The sequence below is a fragment of the Kribbella antiqua genome (genome assembly GCF_004345665.1).
Taxonomy (GTDB): Bacteria; Actinomycetota; Actinomycetes; order Propionibacteriales; family Kribbellaceae; genus Kribbella; species Kribbella antiqua.
In genome coordinates this window covers 13,353-35,738 of record NZ_SLWR01000002.1, presented here as the reverse complement: position 1 = coordinate 35,738, position 22,386 = coordinate 13,353, and the positions used below count along the sequence as shown (strand labels likewise).

16 protein-coding genes are annotated in these 22,386 nt (G+C 67.1%); 8 read left to right on the top strand and 8 right to left on the bottom strand.

The window, feature by feature from the left end; all coding sequences use genetic code 11:
- Positions 1-220 precede the first annotated feature (220 nt).
- From EV646_RS06235 to EV646_RS06225, 3 genes are read left to right on the top strand one after another with little or no spacing between them, the layout of a single operon-like run.
- The gene (locus EV646_RS06235; RefSeq protein WP_241995445.1) at positions 221-985 is read left to right on the top strand and encodes an IclR family transcriptional regulator; all 765 of its coding nucleotides are present in this window, start codon (positions 221-223) and stop codon (positions 983-985) included.
- Positions 975-2,186, top strand: a complete 1,212-nt coding sequence (locus tag EV646_RS06230) for a CaiB/BaiF CoA transferase family protein (RefSeq protein ID WP_241995443.1) — start codon at positions 975-977, stop codon at positions 2,184-2,186. Before EV646_RS06235 ends, EV646_RS06230 begins: the two co-directional genes overlap by 11 nt.
- Positions 2,183-2,986, top strand: a complete 804-nt coding sequence (locus tag EV646_RS06225) for a citryl-CoA lyase (protein WP_132144937.1) — start codon at positions 2,183-2,185, stop codon at positions 2,984-2,986. Before EV646_RS06230 ends, EV646_RS06225 begins: the two co-directional genes overlap by 4 nt.
- Here the strand turns inward: EV646_RS06225 and EV646_RS06220 are convergent.
- Positions 2,969-5,032: a glycoside hydrolase family 36 protein gene (locus EV646_RS06220; protein WP_158290905.1), complete on the bottom strand. Its 2,064-nt coding sequence runs from the start codon at positions 5,030-5,032 to the stop codon at positions 2,969-2,971. The genes EV646_RS06225 and EV646_RS06220 overlap by 18 nt on opposite strands.
- Before the next feature lie 102 nt (positions 5,033-5,134).
- Here EV646_RS06220 and EV646_RS06215 point away from each other — a divergent pair, with 102 nt between their 5' ends.
- From EV646_RS06215 to EV646_RS06205, 3 genes are read left to right on the top strand one after another with little or no spacing between them, the layout of a single operon-like run.
- The gene (locus EV646_RS06215) at positions 5,135-6,163 is read left to right on the top strand and encodes a LacI family DNA-binding transcriptional regulator (RefSeq protein WP_132144933.1); all 1,029 of its coding nucleotides are present in this window, start codon (positions 5,135-5,137) and stop codon (positions 6,161-6,163) included.
- 18 nt (positions 6,164-6,181) lie between these two features.
- Positions 6,182-6,976: an LLM class flavin-dependent oxidoreductase gene (locus EV646_RS06210; RefSeq protein ID WP_132144931.1), complete on the top strand. Its 795-nt coding sequence runs from the start codon at positions 6,182-6,184 to the stop codon at positions 6,974-6,976.
- Position 6,977: 1 nt separating this feature from the next.
- Entirely contained in the window at positions 6,978-7,691 is a 714-nt protein-coding gene (locus EV646_RS06205) for an alpha/beta fold hydrolase (protein WP_132144929.1), read from the top strand.
- A gap of 995 nt (positions 7,692-8,686) precedes the next feature.
- Here EV646_RS06205 and EV646_RS06200 read toward each other — a convergent pair.
- From EV646_RS06200 to EV646_RS06185, 4 genes are read right to left on the bottom strand one after another with little or no spacing between them, the layout of a single operon-like run.
- Complete coding sequence (locus EV646_RS06200) at positions 8,687-10,393, bottom strand: beta-L-arabinofuranosidase domain-containing protein (protein ID WP_199236843.1); 1,707 nt, start codon at positions 10,391-10,393, stop codon at positions 8,687-8,689.
- Positions 10,390-11,964, bottom strand: coding sequence for an ABC transporter substrate-binding protein (locus tag EV646_RS06195; protein ID WP_132144927.1), 1,575 nt, complete (start codon positions 11,962-11,964; stop codon positions 10,390-10,392). Before EV646_RS06195 ends, EV646_RS06200 begins: the two co-directional genes overlap by 4 nt.
- Positions 11,965-11,993: 29 nt before the next feature.
- Positions 11,994-12,857: a carbohydrate ABC transporter permease gene (locus EV646_RS06190; protein WP_132144925.1), complete on the bottom strand. Its 864-nt coding sequence runs from the start codon at positions 12,855-12,857 to the stop codon at positions 11,994-11,996.
- The gene (locus EV646_RS06185; RefSeq protein WP_199236842.1) at positions 12,854-13,882 is read right to left on the bottom strand and encodes an ABC transporter permease; all 1,029 of its coding nucleotides are present in this window, start codon (positions 13,880-13,882) and stop codon (positions 12,854-12,856) included. The genes EV646_RS06190 and EV646_RS06185 overlap by 4 nt, the downstream gene beginning before the upstream one ends.
- Before the next feature lie 230 nt (positions 13,883-14,112).
- Between EV646_RS06185 and EV646_RS06180 the strand changes: the two genes are divergently transcribed.
- Positions 14,113-16,974, top strand: a complete 2,862-nt coding sequence (locus EV646_RS06180) for a Tat pathway signal sequence domain protein (protein ID WP_132144924.1) — start codon at positions 14,113-14,115, stop codon at positions 16,972-16,974.
- Here EV646_RS06180 and EV646_RS06175 read toward each other — a convergent pair.
- Positions 16,971-18,014: a LacI family DNA-binding transcriptional regulator gene (locus EV646_RS06175; RefSeq protein ID WP_199236841.1), complete on the bottom strand. Its 1,044-nt coding sequence runs from the start codon at positions 18,012-18,014 to the stop codon at positions 16,971-16,973. The genes EV646_RS06180 and EV646_RS06175 overlap by 4 nt on opposite strands.
- Positions 18,015-18,048: 34 nt before the next feature.
- On the opposite strand from EV646_RS06175, the gene EV646_RS06170 reads away from it, so the two are divergent.
- A complete protein-coding gene (locus tag EV646_RS06170) occupies positions 18,049-19,740 on the top strand; it encodes a glycoside hydrolase family 43 protein (RefSeq protein WP_132144922.1) in 1,692 nt (563 codons plus the stop codon).
- On the opposite strand, the gene EV646_RS06165 is transcribed toward EV646_RS06170, so the two are convergent.
- Together EV646_RS06165 and EV646_RS06160 are read right to left on the bottom strand one after the other, a co-directional pair.
- Positions 19,727-21,355, bottom strand: coding sequence for an AMP-binding protein (locus tag EV646_RS06165; protein WP_241995441.1), 1,629 nt, complete (start codon positions 21,353-21,355; stop codon positions 19,727-19,729). The genes EV646_RS06170 and EV646_RS06165 overlap by 14 nt on opposite strands.
- Complete coding sequence (locus EV646_RS06160) at positions 21,352-22,263, bottom strand: SDR family NAD(P)-dependent oxidoreductase (RefSeq protein WP_132144920.1); 912 nt, start codon at positions 22,261-22,263, stop codon at positions 21,352-21,354. The genes EV646_RS06165 and EV646_RS06160 overlap by 4 nt, the downstream gene beginning before the upstream one ends.
- Positions 22,264-22,386 lie beyond the last annotated feature (123 nt).

Genomic DNA, 22,386 nt, shown 5'->3' with positions numbered 1-22,386 from the left:
AGAGCGGACCTTCGCCACTCATCAACCACATGCGACCCGACCAATTCCCGCTCAGCCGACGGCGACCTGGGGGCGCTCGCGGAGCTTGATGAGTGGCCGAGCTCCGCTCAGTTGCCCTCGCCGAGGGTCAGCCGGTGCATTCCACCAGACGGTTCAGAGATTCCGTTCTATGGTACGCCGGGTTATCGTCGGATCCATCGGCTTCGTGGAGAGGAACCGGATGAGTGACGGGGTGCGGAGTGTGCACCGGGCGCTGGACCTGCTCGAGCGGTTCGACGACGAGCACCCGGCCTGGACGCTGGCCGCGCTGACGCATGCGAGCGGCCTGCCGAAGACGACCGTGCTGCGCCTGGTCACGACGCTCGAGCAGCGCGGACTGGTCGCGGCGAGTGGGCCCGGCAGGTACGCGATCGGCCCGGGCTTCCTGCGCTGGTCGCGGCTGAGCAGCGCGAGCATGGAGATCCCGCCGGCGGTCCGCGCCGCGATGGGCAAGCTCGCCGCCGACAGCGGCGAGACGGCGAACCTCTACATCCGCGTCGGCCGGACGCGGGTCTGCCTCGCCCAGGCGCAGGGTTCGTCGAGCGTACGGCACACGATCGCGGTCGGCTCGTCCTTGCCGCTCTGGGGTGGTGCCGCATCGAAGGTGCTGCTGACCGATCCGCCCGTACTCGAGGCCGATCCGTCTCTGATCGAGGAGGTCGCCATCGACGCGCCGCGACCCGACGGCTATGCCAAGACACTGCGCGCCGCCGTCACCGAGGCGGCCGGCCGTGGTTACGCGGTCAGCCACGGCGAGCGGGAGTTGGGAGCCTCCGGTGTTGCGGCTCCGGTACGACGTTCCGACGGGCGAGTGGTCGCCGCGATCGGGGTCGGCGGTCCCAGCCCTCGCTTCAACGACGAACGCATGCCGTCGTATGTGAACGCCGTACGGCGCTGTGCGGAGACCATCTCCGCGACTGGCTGGAGCGGCTTCAGTGCAGCCTGACGCCGATCTGCTGAGTGGGGTCCGAGTGCTGGACCTCACCAACGTCCTCGCGGGTCCGTTCGCCGGCTATCAACTGGCCTTGATGGGCGCCGACGTGATCAAGGTCGAGGTGCCGCGCACCGGCGACCTAGCCCGCAACCTCGGTGCCGATCCATCGTTGTCCGCGGACGGCCTCGGTATTTCGTTCCTCGCGCAGAACTCGGCGAAGCGCTCGATCACTCTCGATCTCAAGCATCCGCGTGGCCGGGAGATCTTCGAACGGCTGGTCCGCGAGGCCGATGTGCTGCTGGAGAACTTCCGGCCAGGGGTGCTCGAACGGCTCGGCTTCCCGGTCTCCTTGTTGCAGTCGCTGAATCCTGGGTTGGTCTACTGCGCGGTGTCCGGGTTCGGGCAGACCGGGCCGATGCGCGGGCGACCGGCGTACGACCAGATCATCCAGGGGCTGTCCGGGATCATGAGCGTGACCGGGACGCCGGAGACCGCGCCGACCCGGACCGGCTTTCCGATTGCCGACACGCTCGGTGGCTATGCGGCGGCGTTCGCGATCTCGGCCGCGCTGGTGAAACGCGCTCGTACGGGCGTCGGCAGCTTCCTCGACGTGTCGATGCTGGAGACGGCGGTCGCGGCGATGGGCTGGGTCGTTTCTGACTACCTCGTCGCCGACCGCAAACCGCGTGCCATGGGCAACGAAAACGCCACGTCGGCGCCATCCGGGACTTTCCGTACGGCGGACGGCGCGCTCAACATCGCGGCGAACAAGCAGGAACAGTACGTCGAACTGTGTCGCCGGCTTGATCGCCCGGAGTTGCTGACCGACGAGCGGTTCGCCACCCGCGAGGCACGCAAGCAGCACCGGCTCGAACTCAAGGCCGAACTGGAGAAGACGCTCGAGCAGGAGACGGCCGCGCACTGGGACGGGTTGCTCGCGGACAGCGGCGTACCGGTCGCACCTGTCCTGACCGTCGAGCAGGCGCTGTCGCTCGACCAGTTGACCGAGCGGGGCTTGCTGCACGACGTGGCGATGCCCGACGGCCGGGATCGCGAACTCCGCGTCCTCGGGAGCAGCGTGCACGTCGACGGCCGCGCGGTCGGCCCGTCCCGGCGGCCGCCCTGCCTGGGCGAACACACCGACGAACTCCTTACCGAGCTCGGCTACACCCCAGCAGAGATCGCCACCCTGCACGAGGAAGGCGCGATATGACCGAGACCGCTGATTGGTGGGCCACTGGGATCTCCGACATCGGGCCGGGAGTGATCCGGTTCCACGGGTATGCGATCGAAGAGCTGATCGGGGCGGTCAGCTTCCCGCAGATGATCTGGCTGATGGTTCGTGGTGAACTCCCGACGGCTCGGCAGGCCTCGCTGCTCGAGCAGACGCTGGTCGCAGGGGTCGACCACGGTCCGCAGGCGCCCTCGATCGCGGCGACCCGGATGGCGGCGTCGTGCGGGCTCGCGTTGAACAACGCGATCGCGACCGGGGTCAACCTGCTGGGCGATGTGCATGGTGGCGCTGGGCAACAATGTCTGGAGATGCTGTACGAGCTGCGAGCGACGGTTGACTTGGGAACGTCGCCGGAGGCCGCCGCGCGTGAGCTGGTTGCGTCGTACAAGGCTCGGCAGGCGTATATCCCTGGGTTCGGTCATCGGTGGCATCCGCGCGATCCTCGGCGTGATCCGTTGATCAAGGCGGTCGAGGACGCCGTTGCCGACGGCACCGTTGAGGGGCGGCACCTGGAGGTCGCGCTGGCACTGGAGACGGTGCTTGCCGAGGGCTCCAAACCGATCCCGATGAATGTCGATGGTGCGACGGCAACCATTTACGCCGAGCTCGGCCTACCGGCAGAGCTGGCGCGTGGATTCTTCATCGTGTCCCGCTCGGTCGGACTGCTCGCGCATGCTCGTGAGCAGCAGCTGGAAGGCCGGCGCATCAAGGGGCCGATCCCTCGGGGCGTGATCCCGACCTACATCGGGCATCCACCCCGCTCACTTCAGCCGGAGTAGCCGGGCCGAGTTGGGCGGCAGGGCGATCTCGAGAGCACCGGGCAGCACGGTGAGAAGTTCGCCACCCCAGCGCGGGTAGACCACTTCGGCATCGCGTGCCTCAGGCAACGGGATGGTGATCTTCGCATCGCCCCCGCGCCGCCAGACCGCAAGCAACAACTCGTCCGTCGTACGCCGGCCGACCGCGATCCAGTCGTCGCGCCAGCCGGGGAGGCCGAGCGGCCAGAACGTCGTACCTGTGCCGATCGTTGACCGGAGCTCGTGGTAGGTCGTGAGGCCGTCGCGGACGATCGTCCGTTGGGCTGGGGTGAGGGTGTCGATGCGACCGGCGAGGTGGACGCGAAACAACAGGCTCGTGATGAGAGAGAAGGCGAGATCCTCGTTGCTCATCGAGCCGTCGACTGACGACCAGACGCCGGCCTGTTCGGGGCTGATCGCCAAGGGAGAGGCGGCGGAGATCGGAGGCATCAGGCGGAAGTTCTGCTGATCGGTGAGCGACTGGATCGAGAACACAGCTCCGGACGCGCCGTCGGTCCGGCTGCCGCCGGCCGAACAGCCCTCGATGGTGAGAGTCGGGTAGCGATCCATCAGTTCGCCGACCCACGCGAGGTACGCACGGTTGTGTTCGAGCAGCCCGGCGCCCACGCTTCCCCTGACGTCGGTGCCTGGGCCAATGTCGATGTTGTAGTCCAGCTTCAGATACGCCAGGTCGAACTCCGCCATCAGCCGGTCCACGACAGCATCCACATGTGCCTTCGCCGCCGGATGACGCAGGTCGAGCTGATGACGACCCCACTCGGTCAGTCGCTGGCCGTCTCGCTGGAAGAAGGCCTCATCCGGCAGCGACCGCGCGACCGGACTTCGTACGCCGACTACCTCAGGCTCCAGCCAGAGCCCCGGACGCATCCCCGCCTTTCGGATTCGGTCGATCACCGCCGCCAGTCCGCCGTCGGGGAACCGGTTGACTGACGGCCGCCATTCGCCGACCGCGTCCCACCAGCCGCCGCGCTCGTCGTCGTACCAGCCGGCATCGATACAGAAGATCTCCGCGCCGAGGTCCGCCGCGGCTTCGATCAGCGGCAGCTCGCGTTCGGTGGTCGGGTCAGCCATCAAGCCGTTGAGGAAGTCGTTGTAGACAATCGGATTGTCGCGTTGCGGTCGCCGGATCCGCCGGCGGTGCGCGGTGAACGCAGCGGCGATCTGCTCGATATTGCTGCCCAGCGCAATCGCAGCAGGGACGGTGCGGAAGGTCTCGCCAGGTTCGAGTCGCTGGGACCACTGATGTTCGGCAGCGGTCGGACCGGATGCCGTCAGATACACCGCGCCGTAGCGGTCGCCGAGCTCGTAGTGCCAGGCTCCGTTGTGTTCGATCTGCCAAGCGAGCATCCGGCCGGTCCGCAAGTCCTCGAGGATGCCCATCGGCAGCCGCTCTGACGTTGACCAGCTGCCGGTGCTCGTCATGGCGATGCGGTTCTTCGACCCGGTCTGGTCGTAGTCGACCATGCCGACGTCGTACAGCCCGAGCTCGGCGAGCGTTGCGCGACGCCAGCGGAACTCACCGCTCCACGGATTCGCCGCGTGCCACAGAGCCAGCTCGTCTTCCCATCGCAGCCCTTGCCCGAGCCCGGAGAGCGTCAGGCTGGACACATAGTCCAGTACAACGGGCTGCGTGGTGCTGATCTCCGCCCAAGTGTGGAGTGTCGGGCCGGCCAGAGCGTAGTGGACTTTGACGTCGAGGCCGTTGTCCGGATCGGTGAGATCGAGCCGCAGCCGGTGTACGTCGTCCTCGACGTACTGCTGCCATGTGACCAGGCGGAGTCGTTGGGCCGCGAGTCCGTCGATGTGCCGTTTGCCGGACGTGCCGTGGCGTCCACTGCCGGCCAACGCGATCTCGATCACGGGCAGCGCAGACCGCAGGCAGGCGCCGATATCCGGCTCCGGATCGTCGGGAAGGGTCAACGCCAGCAGGCGTGGTGGTAGCTGATCGCCATGGGCGATGTGCAGGCGCAGAGCGTCGTTGCCCCACTGAAAGACCGGAACACTCATGTCGTGACACCGCCTCACACGTCTTCGGGTGGGGAAAACGTTATCATCGACCGCTGTGGAAGGGCACCTGGTGTCTTGGCAGGAAATCGCTATCATCCCTGTATGGCAACGACTTCGCGGACCAAGCGCGCGCCCGTCCTCGGTGATGTGGCGCGGATCGCGGGCGTCTCCGTGCCGACGGTGTCGCGGGTGCTCACGGGCTCGAAGCCAGTCAGCGCGGAGGTGGAGCAGCGAGTCCGCCGCGCGATCGACAAGATCGGCTACCGGCCGAATGGTGCCGCGCGCATGCTCGTGTCCGGCCGGCGCTCCCTGGTTTCGGTGATCTCCGGCAGTACGGCGAGCTACGGCTACGCGAACACCCTCGAAGGCATCGCCCACGGGGCCCGCACGGCGTCGATGGACGTCGGCATCACGGTGATCGACTCGGCCGAGCCGGACGCCGTGACCGCGACGATCGACCAAGTGCTGGTGCAGCCGGTCGCGGGAGTGATCGTGCTGGAGTTCGACCGGGCCGGCCTTGCCGCGATCGAGGCGATGCCGTCGACCGTGCCGACCGTGGTTGCCGGCGGCGGATCCCGTCGTACCGGACCGCGTGCGTACGCGTTGATCGACGAGCGGGCCGGTGGTCGCGAAGTCACGTCGTACCTGCTGAGTTTGGGGCACAAGACTGTGCATCACGTCGCCGGTCCGACGATGGGGAAGCACTCCGGGCGGACCGAGGGCTGGCGGGCGGCGCTGAAGTCGGCCGGCGCGAAGATCCCCGACGTCATGCATGCGACCTGGGAGCCACGCAGCGGGTACGACTGGGGCAAGCAGATCGCCAAACGGCGCGACGTCACCGCCGTACTGTGCGGCAGCGACGACATCGCGGCGGGTGTGCTGCGGGCTCTGCTGGACTGCGGCGTGCGGGTGCCGGAGGACATCTCGGTGGCCGGGTTCGACGATCAGCCGTACGTCGAGATGCTTCGGCCGGCGCTGACGACTGTGCGGCAGGACTTTCACGACCTGGGGGCGCGGTCGTTCGACGCGCTTGCTCGGCTGCTGGCCGGCGTACGCGAGGTGCCTACGTCGGTCGCGACGCCGTCGCTGGTCATCCGCGATTCGACCGGTCCGGTGAGGGCGCGCCGGTGAGGGGATAGCGTCGAGCGCATGGTTGAGCTTCAGGTGGTGCTGCCCGACGAATCAGCGACGATGCCGCCCGAACGGCTGGTCGAACTGGCCGTGGCTGCGGAGGACCTTGGCTACGGTACGGCGTGGTTGCCTGATCATCTGCTGCCGCCGGGAGAGTTCGGCCCGACGTACGGCGGTGTGTACGAGCCACTGGTGACGATCGGGTTCCTCGCGGCTCGCACGACGCGGATCCGGCTCGGTACCTCCGTGCTGGTGTTGCCGATGCGCAGTCCTTTTGCCGTCGCCAAGCAGGCGGCGACGCTGCATCGGCTGTCGGGCGAGCGCGTCATCCTCGGGGTCGGTGCGGGATGGGACGCGACCGAGTTCGCCGCCGTGGGCGCGTCGTTCGAGGAGCGGGGCCGGCGGACGGACGAAGGTCTCGACATCATCCGCGGCCTCTTCGCAGGCGAGGACCGCGGCGGTGTCTTCGAGCCCAAACTCCGCGCGCCCCTCCCGATCATGATCGGCGGCACGACGACTCCCGCACTCAGGCGTGCGGCGCGCTTCGGCGACGAATGGCAAGGCCTGGGCCTCGACGGCCCAGCCTTCGCCGCGGCGGTCACCCGACTGCGGTCCCTTAGCTCTCGACCCGTAAAGGTAGGCACGCGGCTCAATTGGTCCGGGGGAGAGCCCGAGCTGGACTCCACCCTCAGGCAAGCCTTCGAACTAGCCGACGCCGGCGCCGAAACCCTCGCCGTATCCTTCGGCGACGAACAAGGCGTCCTCCACCGAATGACAAGATTCCGAAACCTCACCAAGCCGCTGGACGCCTAACATGAAACTCCTCCTGGCCCACGGCTGGGGAGCCAACCACCACTCCTGGGACCCGATCACCGCCCTACTCGCCCCGCAGGCGGAGGTGCTGGCGCCCGACCTTCCCGGGCACGGTGAACGGGCGGAGGAATCAGGCTTGACCATCGATCGGCTGGTCGGCGATCTCGCCGGACAGCTCGATGAACCGGTCGTTGCTATCGGCCACTCCATGGGTGGCCAGGTTGTCGCGCGGCTCGCCGTACAGCATCCGTCGCTGGTCCAAGCGCTCGTCGTGATCGACCCGGCGTACGGCGCCGACGACGCCGAGATGGCCGGAGCTCCCGCCGTACTGGCCGACCTCCGCACCCGCGGCACCGCGGCCGGCGTCGACTTCGTGGACCGCGCTTTCGCCGGCCTCGAAAACAGCCCCCTCCATCAGCAGGCCCGAGCTCAGATGGCCCGCACACCAGGCGCCGTACTCGCCGACCTCTACGAGTCGATGTACCTAGCCCACGGCAGCATCGGCGCACGGCCGGCGACCAGAGCATTCCTCCCCACCATCCACCAACCCTGCCTGAGCCTCTACTCCACCGAACACGCCGCCACCTTCGCCCGCTCCATCCCGTGGCCCCCCGGCTCCACCATCACCGTCTGGCCCGGCACCACCCACTACCTCCACCAACAACACCCCCACCTCTTCATCGACCTCCTAAAAACGTGGCTTTCCACCCACTAACCCCAATACAACGGAGCCGGCGCCGGCGTTGGTGCGGTCAGCGGCCGCAACGAGCCCAGCCGATGCCGATGCAAGGTCCCGGTAGTGCGAGGTGATGCCAGGGGAAGGGCTCCGGCGATGGAGGTGATGACGGGGCGGCTCCCGCTGGTGCGGGTGGGGTCGGCGGGTCGGCTTCGGGAGGGACGAGGTGATGTGGGGGCGCGGTCCGGGCTGCGGGAGTGTGCTGGTCCGGAGCAGCACACCTGAGTGGTCGCATGCCGGGGGTGGTTCTGGTGCGTGGAGGTAGGTCCGGTGCGTTGGGGTGGTTCCGGTGCGTGGAGGTGGTTCCAGCCTGAAGCTGGTCGCGGCCCGAGGTGGATCCGGTGATGGGAGCTGGTTGCGGGGGAGGTCGGCCTGGGCGGGGTGGTTGTGGTGAGCGGGAGGCGGATGCCGTTGCCGACGCCGACTTTCCGGCACCGGCCGGGCCATGCCCGATAGCGGGCTATTTGACCGCTGGCGGTTATCAGAGGGCTATCGATCACATAACCCGCTATCGGTTGAGGGTGCGTCGAGTCCTGAGAGCGGACGGTTGGTGGGTTGGCGCCGGATAGCGGAACCGTCGCGGAGGGCTCATCGAGTCGTGGATTTTGGAACGATTCCGCGCGTGTCGGGAGCACATTTCCACGATTCGGCGAAGCCTCGGGGGCAGGCGCCGGCTCCAGCGGCGAATCGCCCAGGATGTGGTCCGGTTCGTCCGGATGGCGGGAATCTGGGTTTGCTCGCGATGCCGCGGACACCAACTGGGGACGTGGGACAGGTTATTTACGTGTGCCAGGTCCCCAGGCGGTGTACTCGGTCTGTGGTTGGGCTCTGATCGTCCAGGGCCGACGACTTCACGCGACCAGGTTCACGCGAAACACCTGCAGCTAAAGCAACTTGGCCGTCGGCGGAGCCCGCGGAATCACCATCGCCGGATGGAACGACACCGCGGCCGCCAGACGGCAGAAGCTCAGCGGCTACCGCACCCTGATGTAGGAGTGGAACGCCTGCGTGGTTCCCTCGAAGAACGGGGCGAATTCGGTGCCGTTGGCGTCGAAGTGCAGGGGGTTGCCGGGGATGGGTCGGAAGATGCTGAGGTCCGCCCGGAGGTAGTCACGGCGGTTGTCGAGGGCAACGAGGTGGATGGGGCCGTAGAAGACCGACGCCAAGGTGGGATCGTCGGGCGTCGGCTCGCTGCGGAGGGAGAACGGCAGATGAATCCGCACAGTGTCTCCGGACATCCAGTCGCGGGAGATCGCCAGGTATCCGCCAGAGTCGACCTCGAGAGGCTGACCGTTGACCTCTGCCCGCATCGAGGTCCACGGCGGCACACGCAGATGCAGTGTGAAGGAGCCGCCGCCTTCGACAGTCAGCGTCGTGCCCTGCTCATAAGGGAAGTTCGTAGTTTGGGTAACCCTCACCCCGCCCCACTGCACCGACGAGGCGCAGTACAGGTTGACGTAGAGGTCGTCAGCGCCGTGGAAGTAGATGGAATCCTGATACTTCGTCGCGCTCTCCAGGCCGGTGCCCTCGCAGCACGTCGCGCCGTCCTTCGGTAGATAGTTCCGCACAGACCCAGGCAGCAGACCGATGAAGTACGTCGTCAGCGGTCGATCCGCGGAGACGACGTCCTGCTTGGAGCCAAGGATCTGGTTGTAGAGCGCACGCTCGTAGTAATGCAGGTACTTCGGATCGCCGAGATGCAAGAACAGCAACCGGCTCAGCTTGAGCAAGTTGTGCGTGCAGCAGGTCTCAGCGTTCGTCTCGCTCAGCGTCCCAGCGATTGACCCCGCTGCTCCCCAGAACTCGAGCGAGCTGGTTCCGCCGATGCTGTACATCCGCCCAGGAACCACCTGGTCCCAGAAGTTCACCGCCGCCCGCAGATACCGCACCTCACCCGTCACCTCGAAGAGACGCACCATCCCGGTGAAAATCGGGATGTGCTGATTGGCATGTACGCCGTCCAGCACGTCCCGCCCGGCAGCACACGCATCGATCAGTACGTCGAGATCGAGCAGCCGGCCGAACGACACCCAGTCCGGGTCCCGCGTTACGCCGTACAGATCACACAGCGTCTCGGCCAAGCCGCCGTACTCGCCGCTGCCATGCAATGACCACATCCGCTGGAGGACCTCCGCAGGCAGCCGTCGGAGGCGTTCGAACATCCACCGGCACATGCCCTCCGCGAGTTCCAGTGCTCGGAGGTCGCCGATGCTGAGGTAGGTGTCGAGCAGCCCTTTCAGCAGTTTGTGCGCGGTGTAGTACGGCGCCCAGACGACCGTGTAGTCGGCTGTGGTCATCGTCTCGAGCTGCACGAACTGCTTCTCCGGATAGGCCGCGAGGTACCCCGAAGCCTCCTGGCATGAAGCCAGCCCGTCGACGAGATACCGCAGCTTCGTGGCGTACGCCGGATCGCGCGTGCCGGCGAACGCCTGCGCGAGCGCGGAAAGGAAGTGTCCGGTGTAATGCCCGCGCAGGTTCCCATTCGCCTCGCCAGTTGGGTCCTCCCAGCCACCGGGTCTCGGCACCGAAGGAGTCGGCAGTCCCGCGTTCTCCCGGAACGCCCGGAGCAGGCGATCCGCGTCGTACGCGCGGAGATGGTCCAGCATCCGCCCGGCCTTGTCCGAGAGCAGGCCGGGTCCGAGCGTCACCTCCGCGAGATTGAACGATTGCAGGATTGTCAACGATTCTCCGCGAGATACGCGTTGGCCTGCTTCTCCATCTCGGCCTGGACCTTGTCCAGCCCGGCCGACGAGACCGCCTTCTTGAGCTTGTCGAGACCGGAGTCGACGTCGACGGCGCCGAAGAACAGCGGGTTGCCGTACTGCGTGAAGGCCTGTGAGATCTGAGCGTCCTCGCGCTTCACCGGGGTGACGTCGGGGATGAAGCCGGCGAAGGTGTCGACGGTGAAGTTCTCGTAGTCCTGTGCCCAGGTGAACCAGTCGGCCTCGGTCTCGGTCATGGCAGCCGAGCGGCGCTCGAGCGACGTACGCCAGCACAGTGCGAACCCGGGGAACGCGTAGGTGCTCAGCTGCTGGAACTTGTCGTCGCCGACCGGCTTCCAGTCCTTGCCCTCGATGCCGTACGAGATCAGGTCGTGGTTCTCCTTGATCGACAGCCAGTCCTCCAGCTTCATCGCGTTCTCGTTGCTCGCGCCCTTGGCGTTCAGCACGGTGAAGTTGTCGGACTGGAAGGTCTGGTTCGGCTTCGTCGCCTTGCCGCCCTTGAGCGGTACGACGTTCGCCATCTTGGCCGACGGCACCGCCTTCAGCAGACCCGGCAACAATGTGGTTGTCGACAATCCATCGGTTGTCGCCCACGCGCTGGCGGTCTGGCCGTTGGTGAACAGGCCCTTGGTCGTCGCCGCGTCGGCGTTCAGCGCGTCGCGGTTGATGATGCCGTCCTGGTAGTACTTGCGGATTGTCCGCAATGCGTCGACGACGCCGGGCTCGTCCCAGAACGGGATCGGCGACGAGCTGCCGCTGGTCTTGGCGTCAGCGGCCAGGAAGAACGGCATGGAGTTGCCGCTGAAGCTCTGACCGATGCGCGACGGGTTCTCCCAGGCGTGCGCATTGAACATCGCGACCGGTCCGGGGACACAGGTGAGGTTCGACTGGTTCTGGCTGAGCGCGATCGGGACGATCTTGGCGTCGCGCTGCTTGACGTCGTACCAGAACTTCTCGAGGGTGGCGTAGTCGCTGATCTCGCTGATGCCGTACTTCTCGGCCAGGTCCTGCCGGATGGCGAAGTGGTGGATCCGGCCGGCGCTGTTGACCTGTGGGATGCCCCAGAGCTTGCCGCTCCACTTGTTCAGCTCGAGCAGTTTCGGGTTCAGCGTCTTCTTGAGGTTCGGGTACTTGTCGATCAGCGGGCCGACGTCGACCAGCGAGCCGCTGCCGGCCAGCTGCGACATGTTCAGCCAGCGGGCCTGCAGCGCGGTGTCGAAGTTCTCGCCGGCGGTGAACTTCAGCAGCGCCTGGTTGCCGTAGTTGTTCCAGTTGATGAACTGCGGACTGATCGTGAACCCGAGGTCGTCCTGCAGCTTCTTGTTCACCGCGGTCAGTACGGCGTCCCAGCCGTCGGGTACGGCGCCGGGAAGCAGGAGCTTGAGGTTCTTCGCGGCGGTGCCGCCGGAGGAACCAGTACTGCCGTTGCTGCAGGCGGACAGGCCGAGGAGGGTCGCGAGCGATACGCCGCCACTCGCGGCCAGCAGCGTTCGTCTGGATATGGCGCGACGGGAGATGGAGTGTGACATGAGAGTGCTCCTGCTTGAGGTGGGCTCGGTCAGCCTTTGGTGGCGCCGAGGGTGAGGCCTTTGACGAAGTAGCGCTGCGCGAACGGGTACGCGAGCAGGATCGGGCCGATGGTGACGGCGGTCAGCGCGAGGCGGATCTGGTAGACCGGCGCGGCCTGCGCGGTGGACTGCGGCAGGGTCGCCGCGTTGGTGACGCTGGAGATCAGGTTCTGCAGCAACAGCTGCAGCGGGTACTTGTCCGGCTCGGAGATGAACAGCAACGCGTGGAACCACTCGTTCCAGTACGTGACGGCGTAGAACAGCCCGATGACGGCCAGGATCGGCTTGGACAACGGCAGCCCGATCTGGAAGAAGATCCGCAACTCGCTCGCGCCGTCGACCCGGGCCGACTCGAGGATCTCCTCGGGCAGCTGCCGGAAGAAGCTGACCTGGATGAAGACCAGGAATGGTGCCACCAGCAACGGCAGGATCACCGCGAACAGGTTGTTCTGCAGTTTGAGGTACTGCGTGACGAGGAGATAGAGCGGGACGAGTCCGCCGGTGAAGAGCATCGGGATGTAGGTGAAGATCGCCAGCGGCTTGCTGATGTACGGCAGCCGGCGAGCGATCACCCAGGCGATCCCGGACGTCGCGGCCAGCGAGATCGCCGTACCGACGATGGTGATGAACGCGCTGGTGCGATAGGCGCTGAGCACGGCCGGCCCGGTGAAGATCGTCTCGTACGCGTCGAGCGAGAACGGCTTGGGGAAGAAGCTGTAGCCGCTGATGGAGAGCTTGGACTCGGACGTCAACGACCCGGCCAGGATCATCCAGAACGGGATCAGGCACGCGACCGCGAACAACGTGACGCCGACAACACTGACAACAGTGAACGGCTCAACTCGGCGCCTCATAAGACACTCGTCTCCTTCGCGTAGCGGCGCTGCACCAGTACGGCGGCGACGACGAGGACGAAGCCGACGACGGACTGGAACAGGCCGATCGCGGCGGTGGTGCCGAAGTCGCCGAGCTGCCGCAGCGACCGGAACACGTAGGTGTCGATGACATCGGTGGTCGGGAAGAGCGTGCCGTTGTCGCCGACGATCGCGTAGATGGTGCCGAAGTCGCCGTAGAAGATCCGGCCGATGCCGAGCACCAGCAGTACGGCGGCCGTCGGGCGCAGCAGCGGAACGGTGATGCGCAGCGCCATCTGAGCCCGGGAGGCGCCGTCCATCATCCCCGCCTCGTAGACCTCTTCGGGGATGGAGGTGATGGCGGCCAGGAAGATGATGCTGAGGTAGCCGCCGAGCTGCCAGACCTTCACGATGGTGAGGATCCACGGCCACGGACCGGGCTCGGTGTACCAGCTCACCTCGGGCAGGCTGAACACCTTGAGCAGGTCGTTCGCCGCGCCGCCGGAACCGCCGACGCCGGCCAGCAGGACCTGCAGGATGATGCTGATCACGATCGGCGAGACGAAGTACGGGAAGAAGATCACCGACTGCACGGTCCGCTTGAACAGCTTGTGCCGGACCTCGTTCAGCATCACCGCCAGCGTGATGCCGGCCAGCAGCGTGGCGCCGAGAAACAGCACGTTCAGGAACAACGTGTTGACCAGGATGCGCGGCGCGTCGCCGGAGCTGAAGAAGTACCGGAAGTTCGCCAGCCCTGACCATGGGCTGCCGAAGATGCCGAGGTTGACGTCGAAGTCCTTGAAGGCCACCACCAGGCCGGCCATCGGGAGGTAGGCGAACACCACGAAGAACGCGACCGCCGGCACCGCCAGGATCAGCAACGCGACCTGCGGCCGCTTCCCGGCCCGATTGCGGGTCCGGCGTTGCTTGGCGCGTGCGGGTTGCGGATGTCGCTCGGCGACAGGCTCTGGAGCACGAACAGAGGGCTCTGGGCCGGGGGCCGTGGTGCTCGGACTGGCCGCCACGATGGCCTCCTTCGGGAAACGAACGGGGGATGAACAGGCAAACGCTTTCCCGCAACGTACAAGGGCGAATCGGCGTTGACAAGACCCTGATTCCAGACTGTTGCCGAAGTCGCGGACCGAAACTTTCCAAGGCTTACGGCGCCTTGACGGACCGGAAAACCGCGCCCTAGTTTCGCCGCCAGGCAAACGTTATCCCCCATGTTCGGTCTGAGACGTTGAGGAGTTTCCTGATGACGATCGGCAGGAGAAGTTTGCTCAAGGCAGGAGCGGCGACGGCGGTGGCCAGTGGGTTCACCTGGACGACCGCCCAGTCCAGTTCGGCGGCATCCGCCGTACTGGATGTGGTCGAGTTCGGCGTCCCCGAGTCGGAGCAGGCCCATGCGGTCAGCGCCGAGTTGTCGGACGTGATCCGCGGTGGTCTAGGCCAAGCCGCGCGCGTACTCAATCCGCGGGATCCGGCCGACTGGTGGGGCGGGACCGTTCGATTCACGGTGGCCGTGGCCCCGGTCGGTACGACGTACGTGTCGGTGAAGCTGTTCGGCAGCGAGTTCGCCGACGCCGATCACGAGTGGCGGCTGCAGTTCTTCATCGACGGCAAGGTGCTGGGCTGGTTCGACCAGTCGGTGATCGACCAGGCGGATCAGATGAGCCAGCATCCGCGGCTGGCCGAGCGGTTCTTCCTGCACACTCTGCCGCTGCCCGAGTTCGTCACCCAAGGACGTCAGTCGCTGGAGCTGGAGATCCGCGCGATGGGCCGGATCTATGCCTACGGCAACCAGGACAGCTTCTACCGCCCGATGACCACGCCGTCGCGCGGTCTGTACCGCATCTACACCCACACCACGCCGTACTTCGACCCGCCGGCGGGTGACGTGTTCGGTCAGGCCGCGCCGCCCGGGACTCGGCAGAGCACCGACGACGAGATGATCGCGCGGATCCGCCGGCGCGTTCTCGACGACCAGAACGCTCTCCTGTACGCCGTCAACCCGGCGAGCCTGGACGCGTGGGGCTACATCACCCTGGCCGAGGGCTACCACTGGGCCGACAGTCCGGCGTACAAGAACCCGCTCGCGTTGTCGAAGGTCTGTCAGGCGATTGACGGCCGCTATCTGGCGTGGAAGGCGGACAGCAAGGTGCTGACCGACTCCGACCAGCAGTGGCAGGGATTCGGCCGAGTCGGACTCGCCTTGATGACGCTGTGGGACGACATCCAGCCGGAGCTCGACAAGAACGTCAGCTCCGGGGGAACCGATGTGATGAACCCCGGCTTCGAGGTCGGCGGTACGACGCCAGCGGGCTGGACCGTCCCGGGGTGGGCCAACAAGGGCACGGCCCTCAAAGACCTGACGGTCGCACACTCCGGCGCTGCGTCGCTGAAGCTCACCGCCAACGCCGGCGGCAGCATCGTCGTGCAACCGGCCAGTCGCACCAAAACGGGCCCTGGGCAACTGACCTTCTCCTGCTGGGCGAAGGCCGCATCGACCGTGACGTCGGCGCATATGAACCTGTTGTTCTGGACCGCGCAGAATGTCTTCGTCGGTGGCGATCACCGCGTCTTCCGGCCGACGGGTTCCGACGGCTGGGTCAAGCTCGAGACGACGATCGACGTACCGGATGGTGCGGTCGAGTTCGAGTTCCGGATGTCGGTGGCGAACGGTGAGGTCGTGTGGTTCGACGACATCGCAGTGGTCGCCCCGGCTCCTGTGCAACCCGATCCGGTTCCGCGGAGGTCGGCGTACCGGGAGATGTTGCTCGCGAGCCGTGAGTACTGGCGACAGCATCAGCGGCACTACAGCAACCAGGCGCAGATCACCTCGATCGGTGTCTATCAGGCCAACCGCGGTCTGGCGCTGCTGTCGCCAGCGGACGCGTGGCCGGAAGAGCGCGCGCGGAGCTGGCTCTACGAGAGTGTGGGCCTCGAGCCGTGGCGCGGACCCGAGCTCGCCGACGGCACCAAAACGTGGACGCTCGGGCACGACTACCACGTGGTCTCCGCGAAGGGACTGACCCGCGAGCTCGGCTATGTCGGCACGTACGGCGAAGTGACGGACTGGCTGATCGCGATGTACGAGTCGGTGGTCGGCGGCCCGGGTGGTACCGACGATCCGCCGATGCGTGATCAGATCCTGAAGATCGTCCACACCAGGGGCTGGTTCCGGCATCCGGCCGAGGACGAGGACGGCAAGCGCGCGATGCGTCTGGAGCAGATGATCGGCTGGCGCAACGAGCACTATCCAGGTGACATGGTCTACGCGCAGCGCACGGCGTGGGATGGGCATCCGCTCGAGGCTGCCGCCGTACTGAAGGATCCGCGCATCGTGGGCTGGGCGCAGCAGATGGTTGCCGACGGCCAATTGGCGCCGCAGCTCGATCTGCTGATTTCCAACACGAGTCGCCGGGTCGGGTTGAACGCGTTCCACTTCATCGCGCGCGATCTGCCCGTGTTCGAACAGTTGCCCGCGTCACCCGAACGGTTGCCTGGGGCATGGGATCGGCCGGACTTCGTCTTCACCGACGAGGAGGCCGGTGCGGTCGCGATCAAGCGCGGTGAGGAGATCTTCTACGCGTCGCTGTACTGGCGCGCCAAGCAGGCGGTGAATGACTTTGCGCGCGTGCATCTGGTGACGCCGCAGTCGGAGCGGTCGGGGACGATTCGCGAGAAGTCGGTTTTCCCCAAGGACCCGGCGAACATCTACACGATCCAGGACTGGGTGTGCTGGGACTTCGCGATCAACGACAGCGGCCAGGCGTCGAGCGTGCCGGCCGGCGGCTGGAAGCAGCCGGGGCCTGAACTGCATCAGGTGTACGCCGGTCAGACGTTGTACCTGGCGCCGGTCCCATCAGACATGGACCCGGCGCTCGGTGGCACGACGGTTGGGATCGAGAAGATCGAGGTCGGGCGGGCGCCTTTCTATGTCCTCGAGTACGCCGGGTACCAGATCGCGATGAACACCAGTAAGGACCGGACGTTCACCTGGCGACCGACCGGCACCGGCCTGGGTTCCGACCTGCGGACCGGCGCCAGGGTCCCGTTGCGCCGTGCGATCGACGTGCCGCCGCGCAGCACCGTCGTACTGTTCACGGGTCGCTAGTGCCGGCGCACGGTCGACTCGCGGATGACGAGCTCGGTGGGCAGTTCGGTGTGACCGGTGATCTCTTCGCCGCGCATGCGACGGGCGAGGAGGTCGAGCCCCACGCGGCCCATGTCGATGAGTGGTTGGCGGACGGTGGTGAGCGCTGGGTAGGTCACCCGCGCTTCGTCCACGTCGTCGAAGCCGGCGACGCTGATGTCGCGGCCGACCTCGAGGCCGCGGGCGCGGATGGCACGGCACGCACCGACCGCCATCAGGTCGGAGGCGGCGAATACGGCGGTGGGCGGTTCGGGCAGGTCCAGGAGCTGGTGCATCGCCGTGATCGCCTCGGGCTCGTGGAAGTTGCCGTCGAGCACGTAGTCCGATCGGAGCTCGATCCCGGCCTCGTTGAGCGCGGTCCGATAGCCGCTCAAACGAGCCTTGGAGCAGAGCTTCGGCGGACTGCCGCCGATGTGCGCGATGCGCTCGTGACCGAGGTCCAGCAGATGCCGGGTGACGTCGTACGCGCCCTTCTCGTTGCTGGCGGCAACAGTCGGTACGCCGGGTGGTGGGGTGGTGATCGGGTCGACGATCACACACGGGATGCCGAAGTGGGTGAGCCACTCGTGTTGCGCGCTGGTGGTCTCGACCAATACGAGCAGTACGCCGCCCGTGCCGCGATCGATCAGGTGGTCGAGCCAGCCGCCCGCCGGCGACTCACGGCTTCCGAGTTCGGCATCGGAAGCGGCGACCACGACGTCGAGGCCGATTTCGCGCGCGGCGGCCTCGATGCCGCCGAGGACGTTCGACGCGTAGGTGCTGCGCAGGCCGTGCATGACGACGTCCACGAGCCGGCCGGAGCCGCGCTGGTCGGCGGGGGTGCTCGGCTCGCGCAGGTAGCCGACCTGCTTGAGCGCAGCGGTCACCCGGTCGCGGGTCGCCGTCGCGACGCCCTCACGCCCGTTCACGACCTTGCTGACCGTCGGGACCGACACACCGGCCATCCGCGCGACGACAGCCATCGTCGGACCAGACCGGACCGCGTCCACCACGTGCCCCACCTCCTCCGCCTTAGCCTCGACGAAACCCGGTGAAATGAGCAACTCAACTGTCCGGAACCCGATCCTGCCCGGGTTCCACCCGGATCCGTCGATCCTGCGGGTCGGGGAGGACTACTACATCGCGAACAGCACGTTCGAGTGGTATCCGGGGATCCGGCTGCACCACTCCCGCAACCTGCGGGACTGGACGCCGATCGGTCACGCGCTGACGTCGCCGGCGGCGCTGCCATTGCGGGGAGTGCCGAACTCCGGGGGAGTGTGGGCGCCGTCGCTGAGCTATCACGACGGGCGGTTCTGGCTGGTGTACGCCGTGGTCTACACGACGGGCGGGCCGTTCAAGGACCTCGACATCTTCCTGGTTCACGCGTCGTCGATGACCGGGCCGTGGTCGGAGCCGGCGTACCTGGGTGGGGGCGGGTTCGATCCGTCGCTGTTTCATGACGACGACGGGCGCAGTTGGCTGGTCAACATGACGTGGGACGCTCGGCCGGGTCATCACCCGTTCGGCGGGATCGTGCTGCAGGAGGTCGATCTCTTGCGCGGGTGCCTGGTGGGGGAGCAGCGGCGGATCCTGACGCACGACGAGTTGGTCGAGGGGCCGAATCTCTATCGCCGCGATGGGTGGTACTACCTGATGCTCGCCGAGGGCGGCACTGGCTGGAACCACGGCATCCTGATGGCGCGGTCGCGGACCATCGACGGACCGTACGAGCTGGATCCTTCGGGGTCGCTGTTGACGTCCCGCGACAACCCGGGCCTGACTCTGCAGAAGGCCGGGCACGGTGAGCTCGTCCAGACTCCGACCGGCGAGTGGTACCTCGTCCACCTCGCCAGCCGCCCCGTCCTCGCCCACGGCGAACGCCGCTCCATCCTCGGCCGCGAAACCTGCCTCCAACAGGTCCGTTGGACCGACGACGGCTGGCTCCGCCTCCACCACGGCGGCCACTGGCCGGCCGAGGAAGTGCCCGTCCCGCCGTCCGCTTCGCCGCCTCCCACACCGGCAGACGCCGCCGCCCACCCGGCGCCACTCATCGCTCCACCCACCGCGGCCGAGCCGGCGGCTCTCGCCGCTCTACCCACCGCGGCCGAGCCGGCGGCTCTCGCCGCACTGCCCGCCGCGCCTGTCGCGCGGGATGAGTTCGAGAGTCCGGAGCTGTCATCCGACTGGAATTCTCTGCGGCAGCCGATGAGTGGGGATTGGGTGAGTTTGGAGGAGCGGCCTGGGTGGCTGCGGTTGAGGGGAAGGCAGAGTTTGTGGTCGCGGTTCGGGTTGAGTTTGGTGGCTCAGCGGCTGACCAGTACTCGGGTGGTCGTGACCGCCTCGGTCGAGTGCAAGCCGTCGTACTCGGGTCAGCAAGCGGGGATCGTCTTCTGGTACGACACCACGACGCACTTCTTCCTCGGCGTCACCGGCTCCGAGGAAGGTCCGCGCGTCGTACTGGCGAAGTCCGACGACGGCCGCTACACCGAAGACGTCACCGCCATCGAGGTCGACGGGCCGCTGCTCCTGCGCGGAACCCTCGACGGTCACCGCCTCCAGTTCGCGATCTCGACCGACGGCGAATCCTGGCAGGACATCGGCGCGACCCTCGATGCGTCGGTGCTGTCCGACGACTACGGCAGTGCGCTCCGATTCACCGGCGCCTTCACCGGCTTGGCCGCCGTGGACTCCTACGCCGGCCGCCTGCCAGCCGACTTCGCCTTCTTCGAGATCAGGGCGGAGTGAGCTTGCTTCGCAGTACCTTCCCGGTCGCGTTGCGCGGGAACTCGTCCAATACGACGATCTGCCGCGGCGTCTTGTATCGCGCCAGATTCGCGCGCACATGCTCGATCAGCTCGTCCTCCGTCGCAGCCTCGCGCAGTACGATGTACGCCACCAACCGCTGGCCGAATTCGTCATCCGGCACGCCGACGACCACGGCCTCGGCGACGGCCGGGTGAGTCGCCAGGCAGGTCTCGACCTCGACTGGGTAGACGTTCTCGCCGCCGGACACGATCATGTCGTCCTCGCGTCCGTCGACGAACAACCGGCCGGCGCGGTCGAGATGTCCGAGATCGCCAGTGCTCATCCGCCCGTCGACGACCGTCTTGCTTGACCCATCGGAGTACCCGCCGAACACCAGCCCGCCGCCGGCGAAGATCCGCCCGGTCACACCAGTCGGCACGGGCTTGTCTTCGTCGTCGAGGATCCGGATGGAGCTCCCGAGGCACGGCCGCCCGACCGTCCCTGGTGCGGCGAGTAGATCGGCGGACGTCGCGATCGTGGCGATCCCGACCTCGCTGGATCCATATCCGTCGCACAGGATCGGCCCGAACTGCGCAATGAACCGCTCGGCCAACGGCGCGCCCAGCGTCGACGCCCCGGAGAGCACGGCCCGCAGAGACCGCAAGTCATGCTGCGCGATCTCAGCGGCGCCGAGGTCGAGTATCCGCCGCAACATCACCGGTACGGCGACGATCGCGCCGGCGCGGGTCTGTTCGACGGAGGCGAGTACGGCGGCGGCGTCGTACTTGCGGGCGAGCACCATCGGCGAGCCGAGGAAGAGCGCGAGCATCGACGTGAGCAGACCGAGACCGTGGAACAGCGGCGGGCAGATGATCATCGGCTCACCCGACCTCAGGCCGATCCGGTTGAGTGCACTCGCGGTCAGCCCGGCGAGGCCGGACGCGGTCGGTGCGCGTGGCGCCGCCTTTGGTGTGCCGGTCGTTCCGGAGGTCAGGATGGTGATGCGCCCGGGTGAGTCCGGCTTCGGCGGCTCAGGCGCATCGGAATGCGCGAGACTTTCCAACCCCGCTGGCTGAGCGTCGTCCCGCCAGGCGACCACCGTGGAGACGGTTGTTTCGGGCGCGAATTCCGCGTCGTGAATCAGGAGATCGGGCCGATGCCGCTCGAGGACGGCTTCGATCTGCGGCGGAGCGAACTCGGTGTTGACGAACAACACGTCGGCACCGAGGCGACATGCCGACAGGGTTGCTTCCAGGAAGCCGCGGTGGTTCCGGCACAGTACGGCGACCTTGCTCCCGGCAACGATGCCGTACTGGGCGTGCAGGCCGGCCGCGATCCGCTCACAGCGGCGATCCAGTTCGGCGTACGTGAGGCTGCCTTGCTCGTCGATCACCGCAGGCCGATCGGGATACCGGATCGCGGCAATCACGCCGAGCGCCGCCATCGACTGACCCCACTGCCGCAACGCCCGCTCGATCGCAACCAGCTGCGACGGCCGCACCGACTTCCAGACGCCCGACTTGATGAGTGCGACCGACACCCCACCAACCTCCGTCGCCCCCTGCACCAGCCACTCCGGCGGCCGCATCGGCCCAATCGGTCGCATCGTCCTCATTGCTCTCCCCGCTCCTCCTGCTTGTCGCGCCGCCGCTTCGAGGTCCTGCTACTGAGCCGGAAGTAGAGCTCGAAGAGGCGGTCGGTGGGGACTCGGAACAAGTTGCCGAAGGCGTCGGCTGGGCGGACTAGGGGTGGAGTGATGTTGTGCGGGCGTACGGCGACCGCCGTACAGACCTGATCGGCGGCCTGCTCCGGCGTGAGCCCGGGCATCTTGTTCAGCAGCGCGGTCGGCGCGCTCATCCGGGTGTGGACGAGGCCCATGTAGACCGTCGACGTGGTCACCCCATCGCCCCGGATCTCCTGCGCGACACACCGCAGCCAGACGTCGAACGCGCTCTTCGACGCGAGGTACGCCGACCAGCGCGCCAGCGGCGGCGTGCGGACCCCAGCCGTCGACACGTTGACGATGTGGCCGGAGCCGCGTTCGCGCATCGACGGCAGCAGTTCGAGCACGAGCTTGGCCGGGCCGAGGTAGTTGATCGCGTTCGTCCGCTCGATGTCGTGGAACCGTTGGTACGAGTCCGCGACCGACCGCCGGATCGACTTGCCGGCGTTGCTCACCAGCGCATCCACGCGCCCGTGCTCAGCCAGGACGGTCTGCACCAGCTCCTCGACCGCCGCCGGGTCGGCCAGATTCGCGGGATAGGTGAACGCCTGCCCACCAGAGCCGCGGATCTCATCCGCCACCAGCTCGAGCTGCTCCGCTGTACGCGCGACGAGCAACACAACCGCGCCCGCCCGCGCCAACCGCCGAGCGGTCGCCTCCCCGATCCCGTACGACGCCCCGGTCACCAGGACGACTTGGCCGCGGACGGCCGCCTCGAGACGTTCGTCGGCGATCCGCGTCCGCCCTTGGACCAACGCGACAAGCAACCCCCACCCGGCCGGCCGCTTTGCACTCGCCATGCCCCGACATTACCCGCAGGTAGCCCGCATGGGCAGGGCCGATCGTTGGGGACCGCGGAGTCTAGGCTTTGAACAGCTCGACGATTCCGCCTCGTTCGCGGCTGTCTGGAGCTACCGGGGCGG

What these genes read in the sequence shown, in the direction of transcription:
- EV646_RS06160 (WP_132144920.1), bottom strand. Translation starts at nt 22,263, where the DNA reads ATGGCGAGTGCAAAGCGGCCGGCCGGGTGGGGGTTGCTTGTCGCGTTG.
- EV646_RS06215 (WP_132144933.1), top strand. Translation starts at nt 5,135, where the DNA reads ATGGCAACGACTTCGCGGACCAAGCGCGCGCCCGTCCTCGGTGATGTG.
- EV646_RS06210 (WP_132144931.1), top strand. Translation starts at nt 6,182, where the DNA reads ATGGTTGAGCTTCAGGTGGTGCTGCCCGACGAATCAGCGACGATGCCG.
- EV646_RS06225 (WP_132144937.1), top strand. Translation starts at nt 2,183, where the DNA reads ATGACCGAGACCGCTGATTGGTGGGCCACTGGGATCTCCGACATCGGG.
- EV646_RS06165 (WP_241995441.1), bottom strand. Translation starts at nt 21,355, where the DNA reads ATGAGGACGATGCGACCGATTGGGCCGATGCGGCCGCCGGAGTGGCTG.
- EV646_RS06235 (WP_241995445.1), top strand. Translation starts at nt 221, where the DNA reads ATGAGTGACGGGGTGCGGAGTGTGCACCGGGCGCTGGACCTGCTCGAG.
- EV646_RS06170 (WP_132144922.1), top strand. Translation starts at nt 18,049, where the DNA reads ATGAGCAACTCAACTGTCCGGAACCCGATCCTGCCCGGGTTCCACCCG.
- EV646_RS06190 (WP_132144925.1), bottom strand. Translation starts at nt 12,857, where the DNA reads ATGAGGCGCCGAGTTGAGCCGTTCACTGTTGTCAGTGTTGTCGGCGTC.
- EV646_RS06195 (WP_132144927.1), bottom strand. Translation starts at nt 11,964, where the DNA reads ATGTCACACTCCATCTCCCGTCGCGCCATATCCAGACGAACGCTGCTG.
- EV646_RS06220 (WP_158290905.1), bottom strand. Translation starts at nt 5,032, where the DNA reads ATGAGTGTTCCGGTCTTTCAGTGGGGCAACGACGCTCTGCGCCTGCAC.
- EV646_RS06180 (WP_132144924.1), top strand. Translation starts at nt 14,113, where the DNA reads ATGACGATCGGCAGGAGAAGTTTGCTCAAGGCAGGAGCGGCGACGGCG.
- EV646_RS06205 (WP_132144929.1), top strand. Translation starts at nt 6,978, where the DNA reads ATGAAACTCCTCCTGGCCCACGGCTGGGGAGCCAACCACCACTCCTGG.